Origin of the sequence: Wolbachia pipientis (assembly GCF_001752665.1) — a bacterium.
GTDB lineage: Bacteria > Pseudomonadota > Alphaproteobacteria > Rickettsiales > Anaplasmataceae > Wolbachia > Wolbachia pipientis_A.
On sequence record NZ_MJMG01000001.1, the window covers coordinates 240,120 to 257,949 of the forward strand.

General features: G+C 33.3%; 14 protein-coding genes and 1 pseudogene. 10 read left to right on the forward strand and 5 right to left on the reverse strand.

Annotated features, from left to right (window positions below; all coding sequences use genetic code 11):
* The first annotated feature begins 5 nt into the window (after window positions 1-5).
* Window positions 6-1,286 (forward strand): adenylosuccinate synthase, encoded by a 1,281-nt coding sequence (locus BIY23_RS01205; protein ID WP_070064736.1) that lies wholly within the window; start codon window positions 6-8, stop codon window positions 1,284-1,286.
* On the opposite strand, the gene BIY23_RS01210 is transcribed toward BIY23_RS01205, so the two are convergent.
* From BIY23_RS01210 to purF, 3 genes are all read right to left on the reverse strand, one after another.
* Window positions 1,269-2,072, reverse strand: a complete 804-nt coding sequence (locus BIY23_RS01210) for a CDP-alcohol phosphatidyltransferase family protein (RefSeq protein WP_390903694.1) — start codon at window positions 2,070-2,072, stop codon at window positions 1,269-1,271. The genes BIY23_RS01205 and BIY23_RS01210 overlap by 18 nt on opposite strands.
* Entirely contained in the window at window positions 2,069-2,746 is a 678-nt protein-coding gene (locus BIY23_RS01215) for a phosphatidylserine decarboxylase (RefSeq protein WP_070064737.1), read from the reverse strand. Before BIY23_RS01215 ends, BIY23_RS01210 begins: the two co-directional genes overlap by 4 nt.
* Window positions 2,747-2,835: 89 nt before the next feature.
* The gene (gene purF / locus BIY23_RS01220; RefSeq protein ID WP_070064738.1) at window positions 2,836-4,227 is read right to left on the reverse strand and encodes an amidophosphoribosyltransferase; all 1,392 of its coding nucleotides are present in this window, start codon (window positions 4,225-4,227) and stop codon (window positions 2,836-2,838) included.
* Between the two features lie 325 nt (window positions 4,228-4,552).
* Here purF and BIY23_RS01225 point away from each other — a divergent pair, with 325 nt between their 5' ends.
* Both BIY23_RS01225 and plsY read left to right on the forward strand, forming a co-directional pair.
* On the forward strand, window positions 4,553-6,007 hold the full coding sequence (locus BIY23_RS01225) for an alanine/glycine:cation symporter family protein (RefSeq protein WP_070064739.1): 1,455 nt from the start codon (window positions 4,553-4,555) through the stop codon (window positions 6,005-6,007).
* Between the two features lies 1 nt (window position 6,008).
* Window positions 6,009-6,551, forward strand: a complete 543-nt coding sequence (gene plsY / locus BIY23_RS01230) for a glycerol-3-phosphate 1-O-acyltransferase PlsY (RefSeq protein WP_070064740.1) — start codon at window positions 6,009-6,011, stop codon at window positions 6,549-6,551.
* Window positions 6,552-6,612: 61 nt separating this feature from the next.
* On the opposite strand, the gene BIY23_RS01235 is transcribed toward plsY, so the two are convergent.
* Complete coding sequence (locus BIY23_RS01235) at window positions 6,613-7,404, reverse strand: EndoU domain-containing protein (protein ID WP_070064741.1); 792 nt, start codon at window positions 7,402-7,404, stop codon at window positions 6,613-6,615.
* A 420-nt stretch (window positions 7,405-7,824) separates the two neighbouring features.
* Between BIY23_RS01235 and gyrB the strand changes: the two genes are divergently transcribed.
* From gyrB to BIY23_RS01265, 5 genes and pseudogenes are all read left to right on the forward strand, one after another.
* Window positions 7,825-10,197, forward strand: coding sequence for a DNA topoisomerase (ATP-hydrolyzing) subunit B (gene gyrB / locus BIY23_RS01240; RefSeq protein ID WP_070064742.1), 2,373 nt, complete (start codon window positions 7,825-7,827; stop codon window positions 10,195-10,197).
* A gap of 50 nt (window positions 10,198-10,247) precedes the next feature.
* Window positions 10,248-10,475: a hypothetical protein gene (locus tag BIY23_RS05185; RefSeq protein ID WP_070064743.1), complete on the forward strand. Its 228-nt coding sequence runs from the start codon at window positions 10,248-10,250 to the stop codon at window positions 10,473-10,475.
* On the forward strand, window positions 10,465-11,202 hold the full coding sequence (locus BIY23_RS01250; RefSeq protein WP_070064744.1) for an ankyrin repeat domain-containing protein: 738 nt from the start codon (window positions 10,465-10,467) through the stop codon (window positions 11,200-11,202). Before BIY23_RS05185 ends, BIY23_RS01250 begins: the two co-directional genes overlap by 11 nt.
* A gap of 274 nt (window positions 11,203-11,476) precedes the next feature.
* Window positions 11,477-12,066: pseudogene (locus tag BIY23_RS04835) on the forward strand (transposase family protein).
* Window positions 12,067-12,425: 359 nt separating this feature from the next.
* Window positions 12,426-13,541 carry a hypothetical protein gene (locus BIY23_RS01265; RefSeq protein WP_070064747.1) on the forward strand — a complete coding sequence of 372 codons (1,116 nt, stop codon included), beginning with the start codon at window positions 12,426-12,428 and terminating at the stop codon, window positions 13,539-13,541.
* Between the two features lie 8 nt (window positions 13,542-13,549).
* Here the strand turns inward: BIY23_RS01265 and BIY23_RS01270 are convergent, their stop codons facing one another.
* Entirely contained in the window at window positions 13,550-14,023 is a 474-nt protein-coding gene (locus BIY23_RS01270; protein WP_070064748.1) for a hypothetical protein, read from the reverse strand.
* Between the two features lie 135 nt (window positions 14,024-14,158).
* On the opposite strand from BIY23_RS01270, the gene ppdK reads away from it, so the two are divergent.
* Together ppdK and fabD are read left to right on the forward strand one after the other, a co-directional pair.
* A complete protein-coding gene (gene ppdK / locus BIY23_RS01275) occupies window positions 14,159-16,804 on the forward strand; it encodes a pyruvate, phosphate dikinase (RefSeq protein ID WP_070064749.1) in 2,646 nt (881 codons plus the stop codon).
* A gap of 38 nt (window positions 16,805-16,842) precedes the next feature.
* A complete protein-coding gene (gene fabD / locus BIY23_RS01280) occupies window positions 16,843-17,799 on the forward strand; it encodes an ACP S-malonyltransferase (RefSeq protein WP_070064750.1) in 957 nt (318 codons plus the stop codon).
* Window positions 17,800-17,830 lie beyond the last annotated feature (31 nt).

Sequence of the window (17,830 nt, forward strand, 5' to 3'; positions counted from 1 at the left end):
TTTTAATGAGAAATATAGTAATTGTAGGTTTGCAATGGGGCGATGAAGGTAAAGGTAAAATAGTAGATTATCTTGCTAGCAGAGCAGATGCAGTTGTTAGGTTTCAAGGCGGCAATAATGCGGGACACACTATAGTAGTAGATGACCAAATTTATAAGCTAAACTTATTGCCTTCAGCAGTACTTAGGCCTGGTAAAGTGTCGTTAATAGGAAATGGTGTTGCTCTTGATCCATATGCTCTAATTAAAGAGATTGAGTTACTGCAATCCAAAGGTATAGAAATTAATCCAGATAATTTGATGGTTTCTGAAAGCTGTCCTTTAATATTAAGTGTGCATAAAGCAAAGGAGGCGTTATTTGAAGATTCAGATAAAATTGGTACGACAAATAAGGGAATAGGCCCTTGTTATGAGGATAAGGTAGGAAGAAGGGCAATACGTTTATGTGATCTGGAAAGCCAAGATTTATTGGATCAGAGGATAGAAGTTTTACTTAATTATCACAATATAATAAGACAAGGTTTTGGTAGCGACTTAATTAATAAAGAAGATATAATGAGGGAAATACTAGGTATTGCGTCAAAAATTCTTCCGTATAAGAAATGTATATGGAATATTTTAAGTAATTTTAAAGCTGAAGGTAGAGAAATAATCTTTGAAGGTGCACAAGGTACATTTTTGGATATTGATCATGGTACATACCCGTTTGTTACTTCAAGTAACACTATTGCAGCACAAGCAATATTGGGTTCAGGGTTATTCTCTAATAATCATGTTGTAGGAATTGCAAAAGCTTATACGACCAGAGTAGGTAATGGTCCATTTCCTACTGAACAGAAAAATGACGTGGGTAATAGCTTATTTACTAGAGGTAAAGAGCTTGGTACAGTAAGCAATAGAAAAAGACGGTGTGGATGGTTTGATGCTGTATTAATACGTCAGGCAGTTAAACTTTCTGGTGTATCTAGTATAGTTTTAACTAAATTAGATATTCTTGACTCGTTTAATACAGTTAAAATATGTATTAAGTATAAATGTGGCAACGATGAGTTTGATTATCTACCTGCATTATATGAGGTGCAAGAAAAGCTTGAGCCAGTGTATGAGGAGTTACCTGGTTGGCAGCAAAATACTTATGGCCAAAGGTTTTCTCATAAATTACATATTAATTTAGTAAAATATGTTGAAAGGATAGAGGAGTTGGTAGGTGTACCAATATCTTTGATTTCAACTAGTCCTAATAGAGAAGATATTATTGTGTTGAAAGATTTAAATTTCTTGTTTTAAAGAGTTTTGCTTATACGAAAAATATATATAAAGTCCAGCACTTATTGGAATTGTGCATATGTATACTATGCTTAAGGCTGGTAATGTAATCCACGGCTTACTTATAAAGAATATTATAAATATTCCAAAAAATGATACAAAAATATAGGATAAATTTTTAGGAACATAAATATATTTGGCAGAGAAAGTAGGTATGTGACTGATTGATAATAAAGAGATAGTTAAAAAATAATAAGCTGTATTGCGTGTATTAAAAAATGATTCTATAAATAATAAATCATGGGATTGAAAGCCAACCATGATTGGTAATAAAGAAAGTATGGCACATACAGGAGCTGGTATACCTGAAAAAAAGAACTTATCTAAGCGAGATTGTTCTGAATTTAATGAAATATTAAATCTAGCAAGCCTTATTGATATACATATAACATGTATCATCACTAGCATCCATCCCATAACTTTAATCTCCCTTAATTTCCAGAAATATAAGAGAAATGCAGGTGCTGCACCAAAATTAAGGAAATCTGCAAAAGAATCAAGTTGTGCACCGAAATCACTAGTAGATTTTAAGATTCTAGCAATTCTACCATCCATACCATCTATAATAGCAGCAATAATAATAAAAATTACTGCAAGTTCCCATTGTTCACTGAACGTAAATCTTAATGAAGTGAGGCCTGAACATAATCCTAATAAAGTTATAAAGTTTGGAAATAACTTAGTAATAGGTAACAGCTTACCACTGTTGTCATGATCATTCATACCACTGTTGTCATGATCATTCATATTACATTGTAGGCAAGCTTTTCTCCTTCTTGATTTAGGCCTGCAATTACAGTTTCACCGGCAATAACAGTTTGTCCTATATTTACCCGAATTGCTAGATCAGTAGGAATAAATACATTGACCCTGCTACCAAATCTAATTATTCCAAATCTTTCTCCTGCTTTCACATTTTGTGATATCTGCAGATTACAGACAATACGTCGTGCAATAAATCCAGCTACTTGCTCTACTATAATCTCTTTTCCTTCTTGATACTCAATTATAATGACTTGTTTTTCATTTTCATTACATGAGCTATTATTCATTGCATATACAAACTTACCTTTTTTATAATGCATTTCTTTTACCGTGCCAGATATCGGTATACGGGTTACATGCACATTTAGCACGCTGAGAAATATACTAATACATTTGAGTTTTTTTTCTTCTTTGGCATCTGGGTGACTGACCTCGTCAATCTTTGTAATTACACCATCTGCAGGGCTAAGTATAAAATCAGTATTTTCTGGTATGATCCTTGCTGGATCACGAAAAAAGTAAATACATAGCAATGTTGGCAACAAACATGTCATCCCAAGTCCCCAAGATATGGAAAATGCTATGCATGATGCTATAAAAAAAATTATTATAAAAGGATAACCTCCTCTATTGATATTGGGCAAATTAAAGCACATAGCGTTATAAAAAGATTAATTCTAACAATTTAGCACTTATGTTGTCTAATGAAAAGCTTTTTTTGTTTGTTTTAAAGGTTTAATAGAGTTTAATCTAAGCTTGGGAAAGTAAGATAGTGACCAGTGAAACAAGCATCACAGTATTGAGGTGTAGCATTATTACGTACTTCTCCTTTAATAGCATAATATAGTCCATCAATGCTTAAAAATGCTAGACTGTTTACTCCTATGCTTTTTTGCATTTCTTCTGTAGAAAGATTTGCAGCAATTAAATCCTTACATTCTGGAGTGTCTATACCATAAAAACATGGGTGTTTTATTGGTGGGCTAGAAATTTTTAAGTGAATTTCTTTTACATCTGCATCTTTAAGCATGGTGATTATACTTTTTAATGTACTGCCTCGCACTATACTGTCATCTATTAAAATAATATTTTTTCCCTTCAGTATATTCTTATTAGCATTAAACTTTAACTTGACTCTTACTTTACGTACTTCAGCAGTTGGTTGTATAAATGTTCTACCTATATAATGATTACGAATTATTCCAAGTTCCATAGGAAGACCTGAATATTCTGAGTATCCAATAGCTGATGGTATCCCAGAATCAGGTATGGGTACCACTATATCTATATTATTATTTGGAGGGCTTTCTTCTGCGAGCATTCTGCCTATTGTTTTTCTAATTTCATATGTAGATTTATTCTCCATTATACTGTCTGGTCTTGAGAAATAGATATGTTCAAAAACACAAAATCTTGATTTCTGTTGTATAAATGGGAACATAGAGGTTAATTTACCATTTTGGTCAACCATTACTAATTCACCAGGTTGTACTTCTCTAATAAAGCTTGCATTAACTATATCAAGCGCACAAGTTTCGGAAGCAAATAAATAAGAGCCATTTATTTCTCCTAAAACAAGAGGTCTAATTCCAGCCGGATCACGTACTCCAATGATTGTATCTCGATGAATTGCTACAAAGGAATAAGCACCTTGTATTTGTTTTAACCCATCTATAAAGCTTTCTAAGAAATTATTTTTCGTACTAATCGATGTCAAATGTAGTACCACTTCTGTATCTATTTCTGTTTGAAAGGTACATCCTTCTGTGTCTAACTGCTTACGCAGTTCTATAGTGTTTATCAGGTTACCATTATGTGCTATAGCAAAATCACCGAATTTGCTCTTGCCTACTAGTGGTTGTGCCCCTATTTTATTGCCACTTGTAGAATATCGAACGTGACCTACTGCATAATTACCTGGTAAAGACCGTTTTATCTCTTCTATATCATCTAATGCACTGCTTACCTGACCTGGAAAGTGATAGCAAAATAAGCTGCTGCTACTACTAGTAACTATTCCGAATGATTCTTGCCCTCTATGCTGCAATGCATGTAAACCTAATATTGAGTTAAATGCTGCATCATTGTTACAACTTATAGCAAATACTCCGCACTCTTCGTGCATGTCATCTAGCATGGGAAATATTAGAGGATATATAAACTTTAATCTTACTTCAGTATATACAAAGTACAAGTATAAATATTAGGTCTTTTGCGAAATTATTGATAGATGCGCTTCATTTGCTACTTCAGATACACAAAGATATGGAAGAATAAATGTAGATAAGATTATAACTTTTTTAAAAAACGACGACTGCATTTTATCCTTTTATTTAGCACAAATTAATTATAAATATTGTCAGTAGCTATTGGATTATTATAACGTTTGCATTCTTAATAAGAACAAGGTATTTTCTGTACTATGTCTATGCTAAAAACTAATTGATTTTAAAAGGTATTGTGTGATTTATAGATTGTTTTATATAGCGTTTTTTTGCCTATTTGTTAGTTGTGCATATGGTTTAGATGGTTACGACACTGTATTTATCGAGATAAATGACTTTATAAATAGGTTTTTGTTCTTTAAGGTTTTTCAGGTACCATTTCTGCTTCTGTTATTAGCATTTGGATATATATTTTTAACTATACGGTTTAGGTTTCTTAACATAAGGATGTTTAAGCATGCGTTTGCTATTTTATGCGGAAAGTATGATACAGATCATCACGATGGTCACATCACTCATTTTCAAGCCTTTGCAACTGCCCTTTCCAGCACTGTGGGTTTAGGCACTGTTGCAGGTGTTGCAATTGCGGTGTCTATGGGAGGACCTGGTGCAATACCGTGGATGGTCATTACAGGTTTTTTTGGTATGTCGGCAAAATTTGCTGAAGTAACACTAGCATTTAGACATAGGACAGAAGGTAAAGACAAGTTGTTCAGTGGTCCTTTTTGTTATATTAGAAATGGATTAGAAGAAATTGGTCTAAAAAAACTTGGGATGTTTTTAGCTTCTACATATGCGATTTTTTTTGTGCTTTCAGGTTTAGGAGGAAGTGTTGCATTTCAAACAAATCAAATGGTTTCTATATTATCTGGTTATTCATGTTGGATAGATGCGCATCCGTGGTGCCTCTCCTCTATAATTTCTATACTACTCGGTATGATCATTATTGGTGGAATCAAGAGGATCGCAAAAGTTTCTTCAGCATTAGTGCCTATCATGTCGATTATATATGTATGCAGTTGTCTTGTAATTATCGCATTTAATGTGCACAATCTTGGTTATACATTGAAAATATTATTTACAAGTATGGTGGACTTTAACGCTATTAACGGAGGAGCAACAGGTGCATTTATTGCTGGAATCCAAAGAGCAATTTTTGCCAGTGAAGCAGGAGTAGGTTCTGCATCAATTACACATGCAGTAGCAAAAGATAAAGAACCAGTAAGGACAGGGCTTGTTGCAATGATAGAACCATGCTTTGACACGATGTTAGTTTGTTGTTTGACGGGAATAACTATAGTAATTACAGGTGCATATCAAGCGGGTATAGGTGAAGGAATATTAATGACGTATAAAGCATTTGAATCTGTCTCGTCATGGTTTCCAATACTCTTGATTATTGCAGCACCATTATTTGCATTTTCTTCGATAATCTCATTTGTGTATTGTTGCGAAATGGGATGGCTGTATTTGTTTGGTGCAAAGAGTATTATAATCTACCGTGTAGCAGTTATTGTTGTAGCATTTATTTCTGGGTTGTCTACAGACATTATAGCCATTGCTAATATAGGAGGCACTTTATTTTCTTGCCTGGCTTTTATTAATATTGTAGCTCTTATCTTGTTTAGTGGTCAAATTGGCAATGAAGTAGAATGCTATTTAAATAGGCTAAAAAACAATAAGATTAATTAAAATGGAGTTAATATTATCATATATATTGGGGTCAATACCATTTAGTTTAATTATTACAAGAATACAGGGAATAGAGTTAAGGAAAATAGGTTCTGGAAATATTGGTGCAACAAATGTTCTTAGAACTGGCAATAAAAAACTTGCTGTTTGTGCTTTATTACTGGACGCTATGAAGGGATTTATTGCGGTTTATATTTCACAGAAATTTTATTGCGCTGCAGCGATTTTAGCAGTTTTAGGACATATGTTTCCTTTATGGTTAAAGTTTAAAGGCGGAGGAAAGGGTGTTGCAACAACTTTAGGAGTTCTATTAGCGCTTGATATACAGATAGTTTTAGTATTTTTATTTACTTGGGTGGTTGTATTCTTGATTTTTAGATATTCGTCACTTGCTTCCCTGAGTGCTATGGCAGCAGCTACAATTGCTTCCTTCTTTTTATCCGATGGCCTTTTTTTAACTCTATTTATTATAGCAGTATTGGTGTTTTGTAAACATCATCAAAATATAATCAATCTTTGGCAAGGTTCAGAATATAAGTTTTAGGTAATTTTCTAGCCACTTTTGATTTTTTTATGCTACCCTTTGACCTGGTAAATGGAACAGCTTAATGTGTACAAGTGCAGCTACCATGAGGTGTTAAATCTGGATAAAATGTTAGTATAGCACCGTTATGCCTGATAAATAATGATTCATAATTATCATTTTCTATTTTATATAGACACATTCCGTCTTTACCTAATTCCTTGAATGCCGTAGAAGCAAATATTAAAATATCGTCAGCATGAAGATTATAAGCATATCCACCAGGACATTTGACTTTTATTTCTCCATCTGCTGGATCTAAATACTGTATACCAAGTGTGTAAACAGGCGGTTTAATGTCTGTTTTGCTACATATGAATCTGTTATCCCATATTGCTCCTGCCCACTTGTTTTTCTGGGCTTCAACATATCTACCAACAAAATGCATACCACCTAATCCATGTTTATCTGGTTGACCACAAAAAATATGTGTAAATCCTACAGTTTCCTTTTCGATTCCACTGTTTGTAAACCAAATATGTATTAATTCATCTTTGAACAACTCTAAATCTGCATTTGGTGTAATAACTTGATGATCAAGTGCATTATATATCCTCTGTACTATAGTTTGATATTGTGGGTCATCTAATAAGATTCTGAAGTCTTTTTCATCTGGTTGTGATCCCCAATTCCCACAAATTCTAAGTATTTCGTTATCAAAATCTGTTAATGTAGGAAATGGCGGTATAATACCAGAGCTGTCGTTTTTCTTAAAGAATGGCTCAAAACTTACTATAGGGTTATCTGTATAATGAGAAAACCCTATGACAATAAAAAGCATTAAAGGTAAAATAAACTTTACTATTTTTGACATAAAGAACTCAACACATACTCATAAAATAGCATTATGCTAACAAGACAATTATGTACTGCTTGTCCTTTCAAATGCCTAATCTATAAAAAATTTCAGCAATCTTTACAAACTGCATGTGTAAGTCTACTTACCACAGACCTTTTGTAAAACAGAAAATTATTGCAAAAGCGTAAAAATGTGTCTTTTTGATAAAATTTTTCTTGTTTTAAAAGCTATCCAACTTAACAGTTTTTTGAGCTTCAGAAATCTTCTGAGCATTAATTTCACAAAAAGTCTATTATTTCTATGGTCTACTAGTGCTTTCTTTTAAGAAGCGCAACAAGGCATTATACTTATTAAAATTCGCTGCTTATAACTTAAAACCTTGCTAGCCAACGCATTTTAATGTAAAGTCATATAAATACAAAAACAATTTATTTAATGACAAATAATTATGATGCTGACTCGATAAAGATTCTGAGAGGGCTTGATGCCGTAAGGAAACGTCCAGGCATGTATATTGGTGATACCGATGATGGGTCTGGTTTGCATCATATGGTATACGAGGTTATCGATAATGCGATAGATGAATCTTTAGCTGGGTATTGTGACAAGATCGAAGTCCTTATTAATAAGGACGGCTCGGTATCTGTTATTGATAATGGTCGTGGTATTCCCACTGATATTCATGAAGAGGAAGGTGTTTCAGCAGCAGAAGTAATTATGACTCAGCTGCATGCTGGTGGTAAATTTGATAATAATACCTATAAAGTGTCAGGTGGTTTACACGGTGTGGGTGTCTCAGTTGTGAATGCACTATCAAGTTGGTTGGAATTAATTATATGGCGTAACAAGAAAGAATATTTTATACGTTTTGAGNNTNNGTGTTCTGTTGAACCACTAAAAGTAGTAAATGAGAACGTTAACAAAAGAGGTACAAAAGTTACATTTATGCCATCTAAAAAGATATTTAGCAGCATAAACTTTAGTTTTTCAACACTTGAAAGTCGTATAAGAGAATTAGCATTTTTGAATTCAAATATCCATATTACTTTATATGATGAATCATCTACGGAGTTTCATTTTAATCACTCTGATAAAGACAAGGCTAGTGATAAAAATAGTGAAGAATGTGGTACTGCAAATTTTGTACGGTATTTGGATAAAAATAAAACTCCTGTTACTAAAGTTGCTAATATAAAAGGCAATATAGAAGATCTAGGCATTAATCTTGAACTATCTATGGAGTGGAATGATTCTTATTATGAGAATATGTTGTGTTTTACAAACAATATAAGGCAACGTGATGGTGGTACACATTTAGCAGGGTTTAGGTCTGCTTTAACAAGGTGTATCAATAATTATGCAACTAGTGAAGGCTTTCTAAAAAAAGCTAAATTAAACCTGACAGGAGAGGATATTAGAGAGGGATTAACTTGTGTGTTATCACTTAAGATGCCTGATCCTAAATTTTCTTCACAAACAAAAGATAAATTAGTAAGTTCAGAAGCACGTACAGCGGTGGAAACTATTGTAGCTGAGAAATTTGCTACAATACTTGAGACTAACCCGAAACTAGCATCTAGTATAGTGGAGCGAGTGATTAGGTCCGCAAAGGGGAGAGAGGCAGCACGCAAAGCACGTGAATTAGTGAAAAGTAAGAATAATATTGAAATTGCAACTTTACCAGGGAAGCTAGCTGATTGCCAAGAAAAAGCACCTGCATTATCTGAGCTGTTTATAGTGGAAGGTAATTCTGCTGGTGGATCTGCAAAACAAGGACGTAACCGTAGGACACAAGCTGTGCTTAGTTTAAAGGGAAAAATCTTGAATGTAGAACGTGTAGGATTAGATCGTATTTTTTCATCAGCAGAAATTGGTTCCCTAATTACAGCAATTGGTACAGGAATAGGTAATGAACATTTCGATATTGAAAAGGTTAGATATCATAAAATAATTATTATGACAGATGCTGATGTTGATGGTTCACATATCAGAACTTTACTTTTAACTTTTTTCTTTCGTTATATGCGTGAAGTAATTGAAAAAGGGTATCTGTATATAGCTCAGCCACCTCTTTATAAAGTTACTAGGAATGCTAAAGATACTTATATTAAAGATGATAAAAGTTTTCATGATTATATAAGAGATTTAGCAGTAAAAAAATTAACATTAGGTCGAGATTTACGCTTAGTTTTAGATGAATGTTTAAATATTTCAAGTATCAGTAAAAATTATAACAGAGAAATACCACAAGATATTTTGGAAGCATTATTGATATTATATAAAAAGAATGCTTTATCCTCTGCTAATGAGATTAGAGATCACTTAAAATTATTATACAGTGATTATATATGGGAAGCTGCGATAATAGACAACGAGATACATATTTCTAGGCTATTTCAAGGTTTGGCAGATAAATATATATTTTCCTTCAATTTACTTAAGAATCGAGATATAGAGAATGCATTGAGTTTACTTGAAGGTATAATCGACCTCTTTAATGGTAATTCATTTTTACAAGCCCAGGATAATAGAATCAGAATTACCTCTCCTAGTGCATTAGCAAAAACAATTATTGAATATGGGAAAAAAGGCGTAACTTTACAGAGGTTTAAAGGACTTGGAGAAATGAATGCCGATCAATTGTGGGAAACTACATTAAACCCTGAAATGAGAACTTTGCTTAGAGTTGAAATAAAAGATTGTGAACTAGCTGATTCTATGTTCTCCATACTAATGGGAGACATAGTTGAGCCACGTCGTGACTTTATTAACAATAATGCATTGAATGTGGATAATGTTGATATTTAACTAGGTGTACAGTTCCAAAGAGTGGTAGATGCATCATTTAAGGAGTTATTATGGGGGCAGATATTACATTGGTGCGCCAAAACAACAGAGGGACAGTGCGTAGAGCTATACAAAATAGTCAAGAGAGCATAGCAAAACTTGCTGAGCGCTATGATCTCAATGCAAAAACAGTAAACCTTTTGCGAAACAGAAGAATTTTTAGAAAAATTCCCTTGATCTTAGATTTTGTTGTATATAATATAGTATTATATTGTTTATTAGGTAAAAATGTTAAGTAATCATTTTGATGATTTTGTACAAGCTATTTTTCATGGTGATCTAGCAGGGGTAAGATATTCAATAGACGAAAAAGGGGTAAAAAGAAAAGGGTTGGTATATAAGAAAAGAAATGATAATGGACTGACTACTTTGCATTGGGCTGATTTATCTGATACTTTAAAAGTAATGAGGTTGCGAATAGAAGAAGAAGGGATGGATCCGAGTGAAGGAATAGGTAAATTTGCGTGTACTCTTTTGCATGTAGCTACTATGCTAGGTGATCTGGAAATGGTAAAGTGTCTAATAGAAGAAGGAGGGGTAGATTTTAATGTGAAAATGCAAGGTGGAATAACTCCTTTGCATTTGGCTGCTCATTATGGTAAACTAGAAGTAGTAAGGTATCTAATAAATAAAGGGGCAAATGCTAATGCAACAACTGAAAACATGAAGACTCCGAGAGATGTAGCAGAAGGTTGCAGAGTCGAGTGTGCTTTATGGATAGCAGAGCAAAGTTGCAGAGTTAAGGGTGCTTTATGGATAGCAGAGCACAGAGGAAATCTAATATTGTCTATAGTAATAGCAAGTGCAGTTATTACTACTATGGCATTATATATTTTTACTACTCCTGGGGCTGTTTTATCTGTTCTATGTGGGGTAGGTGTAGGTTGTGTGGGATATTATGTTTCTGATATAGTGGTAAAAGAATGCTATGCTAACACTCATAATAATCCTTCTCACTTAACGTAATTGTTTTATATTATGTAGAAGAATAAACTCCTTGTATATCTTAAAAGAAGATGTATATATGTTAAGCATAAATAAGGAGACACATAGAATATCAAGAAATAAAGATGGTTAATCAATATGTCTGGTGGGGATAAAGAGGGAAGCCTTTAACAAGGCAATAAAAGGCCTAAAAGAAGAAGAGAGTAAGTAGAGGGCTCAATGGTTGACAACAAGAGTTCTTTTCAAACCATTAACAAGATCGTTTCTATATAAGTCATGGGATGGGAGGATTTTAATGAAATGGGAAGCGGTCAATCAACTATCAACAGAGGAGTTTTGTCGTTTAACAGGGACAAAGAAATCAACATTTGAAGACATGGTTAAAGTGCTACAGCAATTACGAGATAAAAAGAAAGAACGAGGAGGCAGTTTGTTTTACCAGGACGAAAAGCATTATTAAAAGTGATATGGAGCATGAAGTTGTGTTAGTTGATGTTACGGAAACACCTATCCAATGGCCTAAAAAAACAGCGCTGTTTTTACTCTGGAAGAAAGAAAAGACACACGTTAAAAAGCCAAGTTGTAAAGGAAGCGAAGTATTACATGATTTTCGTTTGTTTAAAGAATCGAATGTACGGTTTCAGAACAGGAGTAGCAGATACAGGATATCAGGGATTGCATAAAATCCATAGCTATAGCCAATTGCCAAAGAAAAAAACAAAAAACGTCCGCTAACAAAGGAAGAGAGGAAAGCAAATAGAAATTTATCTGGTCGACGTGCACTTAATGAAAACATTATTGGGATGTTAAAACGTTTTTACTGACAAATATCGAAATCGACGAAAGCGATTTGTCCTTAGATTTAATTTGATCAGCTGGATATGAACTCTAAAAATAAGGTTTGGAAGGAACTAAACCTATTGCGGAAGCAAAGAAGAAAGTGTAACAAGTATTTTGTGTATATGAAATGGGCATAAATTATAAAAAGCTCAAAAATAGGGCAAGAATATTAGATCTTTTGCGAAACAGAAAATTATTGCAAAAGAGTAAAAAATGTGTCTTTTTGATAAAATTTTTCTTGTTTTAAAAACTATTACAAGATCAACTTAACAGTCAGTGGTACTTTTGGACACAAGAAAATCTTCTAAGCATTAATTTCGCAAAAGGTCTAAAGGTAAATTAATTACTTGACATTAAAAATGAAAATAGCAAAAACTTACTGGTTAGATATAAAGTAGAATATAATGGATGATGAAATACAAGATACATTATTGTGGGATGATGGGTTATTATTGTCAGATGAATCTAATCATGTGAGCCTTTTATCTTATGTGACGGAGGAAGGAGTTATACCTTACAAGACTGTTTATATATATAGTCAGAAAGATATAGAAGAAGCCATTGATAAATGTAAGATTGAGGAAGTGATTGGCTTAATAAGGCAAATTAATATAGATAGTTTAGAACTTTTTGTCTTGCTTGAACGTGCTGTTAATCGACATCGTAAATTATTAGCAGAAGAGCAAAGTTGTGAAGAAATCGATGGTATTAGTACATTACTTGCTGACTTAGATATAGCAAAAAATGGATATGGAATAAAGATTAGTGAAGTTCCCAGTAAACCTTATATACCTGAAAGTCATATTGTAAGAGAAAGTGTAGATCATAATGCTAGTTATGAGATCTGCAGTGACCGTATGCAGAGTAGAGAAGTGACTAATGGAGAAAGTTTTGTTAAACCTAACTATATTGAACACGTTTCTCATCTAGATTATATCACTACTAATTTATCTGATATAGCAGAAGAACCTGAGACTGATTGGGTTAGTAGTAACATCAGTGAAGAAAGAGATGATATGCAAGATTCAGGTATTGATTTACATGAAGATAAGAATGGAGAGTACGTGAGAAATGAGAGAAAGTATATTAATAATAGAGATATACCAAAAGGAATGACAGATAATGAAAGAAAAAACTGTGCGAATACAAGTTATGTACAACTTGATCTAGATAATAGTAAGAGTTCTGGAAGTAACCAGAAATTCCAGATTGATAGATCTGACTTTAATATAATGAGTAACAAATATATAATAGCTATAACCTGTTGTGCAATTGTATTACTAACTTTACTTAGTTTTTACACTATAATATCGTTAACAGCTGGTATAATTACTGTAATAGGTGGTCTTATAGGTGTCACCCTGTTAATAGTACATTACAGAAATGAAACACCTTCTTCTACTGGATCTTCTTGTGCTATACAACTTACAAATAACGAAACACCTTTTTCTACTGAATTTTCTTATAGCCTACAACCTGTAAATAATGTAAGCAATAGCGGCAAATGCGCTATTGCTTAGTTATGTATTTAATCAACAATTCCATATTCTTTTAATTCTGGCTGCTTTATGCCTTGAGTAGTGTGCTCCGATTTTATCTGAGAACTAGGTTTATCCTCATTGTAAGATTTTTCTTGATAAGATTCTTCTTGATTATGAAATTTTTCTTGTTTGTTTGCTTTGATATGCTGGTAAATTAAAGCAGCTACAACACAAACTACTATTGTCCCTGCAACGACAGTAAGTACCGTATTTAGTTGTGACTGTGCATCTAATGCTTGTTGTACATAATCTGATGCTCCGCCTGCTTTCTCTGCAAGATCTGCAACTTGTTCAGTTACTGCATTCCATCCATTCCCTAATGTTTCAAGCTTTTTTTGTAGTTCTTGAGACTGTCTAGCATGCTCTGCAGATTGTGCTTGAAGCTTTGTAACTACTGACAATATGGCTGAGTCAATATCAGATTTTTTAGCAACTCCCAACCAACCTAAAAAACTATTCATTTTTACCTCCTATTAAAAATGTAAATATATTACTATTTTAACTTTTAAATATTTAAATTATTGTTAATTTATCTTGTTTGCTTTAGTTGTTTAAATCTAATATAACAGGTAAAACTATAAAAGCTCCGAAAGAATATGGGAAAGAAATTAATATACTACTTTAGCCAGAGTAAGTGTGATGGCAATGCAGAAATGAAAAATTTGCTAGGCAGTAAAGGCGCAAATTTAGCTGAAATGTGCAATATCGGTATTCCTGTTCCTTCAGGTTTTACACTTTGCACTCAAGTATGCAAAATGTATTATAATAACGATAAGTTGCCTGATAATCTATGTGGTGAGATTAAGAACTTTATGGCTATTTTAGAAGAGGATGCAGGCTGCAAATTTGGAGACCCTAATCATCCCTTATTAGTTTCTGTACGTTCAGGTAGCATTGATTCAATGCCAGGTATGCTTGATACAATTTTAAATGTTGGTTTAAATGATGAAACCGTAATTGGATTAGCAAAAAAAAGTAATGAACGTTTTGCTTATGATAGTTATTGCCGCTTTATCACTATGTATTCTAATGTTGTACTGCAGCTTAATCACTACCTGTTTCAAGATATTCTTGATAGTGCACGATGTAAAAATAACGTAGAAAGTTTGGTAGATCTAGATGTTAGCACTTTAAAGCAGATCATTAATGACTTCAAGAACATAGTATATGAAAATACAGGCAAACATTTTCCGCAAAATATAAATGAACAATTACTAAGCTCAATAACTGCGGTGTTTTCATCTTGGAAAAATGAAAGAGCAGTGTCTTATAGACGTATACATAATATTTCTGAAGATCTAGGTACTGCAGTTAATATACAGACCATGGTTTTTGGTAACTTAAATAATAATTCTGCTACTGGTGTTATCTTTACACGTAATCCTTCAACAGGAGAGAAAAAATGCTTTGGTGAATTTTTACTCAATGCTCAAGGAGAAGATATAGTTTCTGGCTTTTATACTCCTTTACCAATCAATAATAACACTATGGGTAAATTAATGCCAGAGGTATATGAAGAACTATATATAATATGTAAAAAACTGGAAGAATACTATAAGGAGATGCAGGATATAGAGTTTACTGTACAAGATGGTAAATTATGGATTCTGCAAACTAGATCAGGTAAACGCACTCCTGAAGCTAATATCAGGATAGTAGTGGATATGGTGAATGAAAAAATGATTACAAAAAATAATGGAATACTTAAAGTTGATCCAAATACTCTTAACAGTTTGTTACATCCAATATTTGATATTCAATGCGATAAACAAGTAATAGGGGTGGGGTTGCCTGCTTCTCCAGGTATAGCTTCTGGATATGTAGTTTTTAACACGTATAATGCTGAAAAGGCTGTGAAGCAAGGTAAACAAGTAATTTTAGTACGGTCAGAGACTAGCCCAGAGGATATTAATGGTATGAATATTGCAAGTGGTATAATGACGGCTAGGGGAGGCATGACTTCACATGCTGCTGTTGTTACTCGTGGTATGGGCAAACCATGTATTTGTAGTGTAAATGGTTTGCACATTGATAAGAATGAAGGTTTCTTTGTACTAGGTGAAGTAAAAATCAATAAAGATGACCCTATCACTATTAATGGCAATACTGGTGAAGTAATATTAGGGATTCTTCCTACAATTTTACCAGAATTATCTCAAGAATTTGAAACTATAATGCAATGGGTTGATGAGATAAAAACAATAAAAGTACTGGCAAATGCAGATACCCCAAAAGATGTAGAAATTGCAAAAAAATTCGGTGCAGAAGGCATAGGCTTATGCCGCACTGAACATATGTTTTTTGCTCATGATAGAATTAATCTAATTCAAAAACTAATAATAGCTGATAGTCAAGACGAAAGGGTAAACGCGTTAGAAGAGCTTGAAAAAATGCAGAAATCAGATTTTAAGGAGATATTTTCTATGATGGTGGACAAAGAAATCACGGTACGGTTACTTGATCCTCCTCTGCATGAATTTTTACCGAATAATAAACAATCCATCAAAAAAGTGGCAAATTTACTGGGTAGGTCTATTGAAGATATACGCAGTAAAGTAGAGCAATTATCAGAGCAAAATCCAATGTTAGGGCATAGAGGTTGCAGAATAGCTATCTCTTACCCTGAAATATATAGGATGCAGATTAGGGCAATATTGAGCACTGTGTATGATTTACGAAACGAGAAAAACATTGTAGTTAAACCTGAAATCATGATACCTTTCGTCATCAGTGAAAAAGAGCTTATACTTATATGTGAAATGGCAAGAGAAGAAGCACGAAATTTTAATAATGTGCAATACTCAATTGGAACCATGATAGAATTACCAAGGGCTGCGCTTATTGCTGATAAATTAGCAAAACATGCAGAATTTTTCAGCTTTGGTACAAATGATTTAACTCAAACAACTATGGGGCTTTCACGTGATGATTCAGTCAGTTTTCTTGATACTTATAAGCAGGCTGGGATTTTTGAAAATGATCCATTTGTGGTATTAGATGTAGAAGGAGTGGGTGAATTGATGAAAATTGCTGTAACAAAAGGTAGAAAGAGTTGCCCAGAGCTAAAAATAGGTATATGTGGAGAACACGGAGCAGATCCAAAATCTATAGGATTTTTTATTAACTTAGGTTTACAATATGTTTCATGTTCTGCATACAGAGTACCAATTGCAAAATTAGTTGCAGCACATATAGCATTAAATCAAGGTCATTCAAAGTTTTCTGAATTGACAACGAACTAAATATTGTGTCATAATTAATGATATAATTATAGTGATTTATGATTTTTGTTTTTCCTGGTCAAGGTTCTCAATATGTTGGAATGGGAAAAGATTTATACAGTAAGTTTTCTGTTGCAAAGCAGGTATTCGATGAAGTTGATGATATATTAAATAGAAAATTATCCCACGTCATTTTTAATGGCCCTATTGAGGAATTAACTGATACAGAAAATGCACAACCAGCTATCATGGCTGTATCAATTGCAGTTTTACGTGTGTTAGAGCATGTTTTTGGCAAATCTCTATTTATAGATTATGGAGTGAAATACATATGTGGGCATTCTGTTGGTGAATATACTGCATTATGTGCGGCAAAATCTCTAACACTTGAATCAACGGTAAAGTTATTACAAGTGCGTAGCAAAGCTATGGGTAAAGCTTCTGCACGCTGCAATGGTGGTATGATTGCGCTTTTAGGAGCAAACTTAGCGGAAGTTGAAGATATATTAAAATCACTTCGGGTTAGTAAAGTTTGTGAAATTGCAAATGATAATAGTAGTGAACAAATCGTTGTTAGTGGTGTATTTGAAGCACTTGAAGTATTAATCAACGCACTGAAAAATTCAAGCGTTAAAAGGGTTATTAAGTTACAGGTAAGTGGACCTTTTCACTCATCTCTTATGAAGCCAGCTGATCAGGATGTGTTAGAATTTCTAAATAATATTGAAATGGTTCGTCCTATAGTTCCTTTAGTATCAAATGTTACTGCTCAAGCAGAAGATAATGCAAAAAATATAAAGAAATTATTAGCTCAGCAAATTGTAAGTAAAGTCAGATGGAGAGAAATGGTCCTATATATGATAAGACATGGTGCTAGAAGATGTATTGAAATAGGACCTAATAAGGTATTGTCTAATCTAGTCAAAAGAATCGATCAATCAATGAGTGTAAAAAATCTAGAGAGCGTTGATACTGTTAATGAGTTTTTTTATGAGTTCTCGTTGTTAACTGCATAACACAGTGGTTGCTCTTTATAGAGAGTTAGGT

Coding starts and splice junctions, on each gene's coding strand:
- BIY23_RS01205 (WP_070064736.1), top strand. CDS start 6: ATGAGAAATATAGTAATTGTAGGTTTGCAATGGGGCGATGAAGGTAAA.
- ppdK (WP_070064749.1), top strand. CDS start 14,159: ATGGGAAAGAAATTAATATACTACTTTAGCCAGAGTAAGTGTGATGGC.
- purF (WP_070064738.1), bottom strand. CDS start 4,227: ATGCTAGATGACATGCACGAAGAGTGCGGAGTATTTGCTATAAGTTGT.
- BIY23_RS01235 (WP_070064741.1), bottom strand. CDS start 7,404: ATGTCAAAAATAGTAAAGTTTATTTTACCTTTAATGCTTTTTATTGTC.
- BIY23_RS01250 (WP_070064744.1), top strand. CDS start 10,465: ATGTTAAGTAATCATTTTGATGATTTTGTACAAGCTATTTTTCATGGT.
- BIY23_RS01265 (WP_070064747.1), top strand. CDS start 12,426: ATGGATGATGAAATACAAGATACATTATTGTGGGATGATGGGTTATTA.
- fabD (WP_070064750.1), top strand. CDS start 16,843: ATGATTTTTGTTTTTCCTGGTCAAGGTTCTCAATATGTTGGAATGGGA.
- BIY23_RS01210 (WP_390903694.1), bottom strand. CDS start 2,072: ATGAATGATCATGACAACAGTGGTATGAATGATCATGACAACAGTGGT.
- BIY23_RS01215 (WP_070064737.1), bottom strand. CDS start 2,746: ATGTGCTTTAATTTGCCCAATATCAATAGAGGAGGTTATCCTTTTATA.
- BIY23_RS05185 (WP_070064743.1), top strand. CDS start 10,248: ATGGGGGCAGATATTACATTGGTGCGCCAAAACAACAGAGGGACAGTG.
- plsY (WP_070064740.1), top strand. CDS start 6,009: ATGGAGTTAATATTATCATATATATTGGGGTCAATACCATTTAGTTTA.
- BIY23_RS01270 (WP_070064748.1), bottom strand. CDS start 14,023: ATGAATAGTTTTTTAGGTTGGTTGGGAGTTGCTAAAAAATCTGATATT.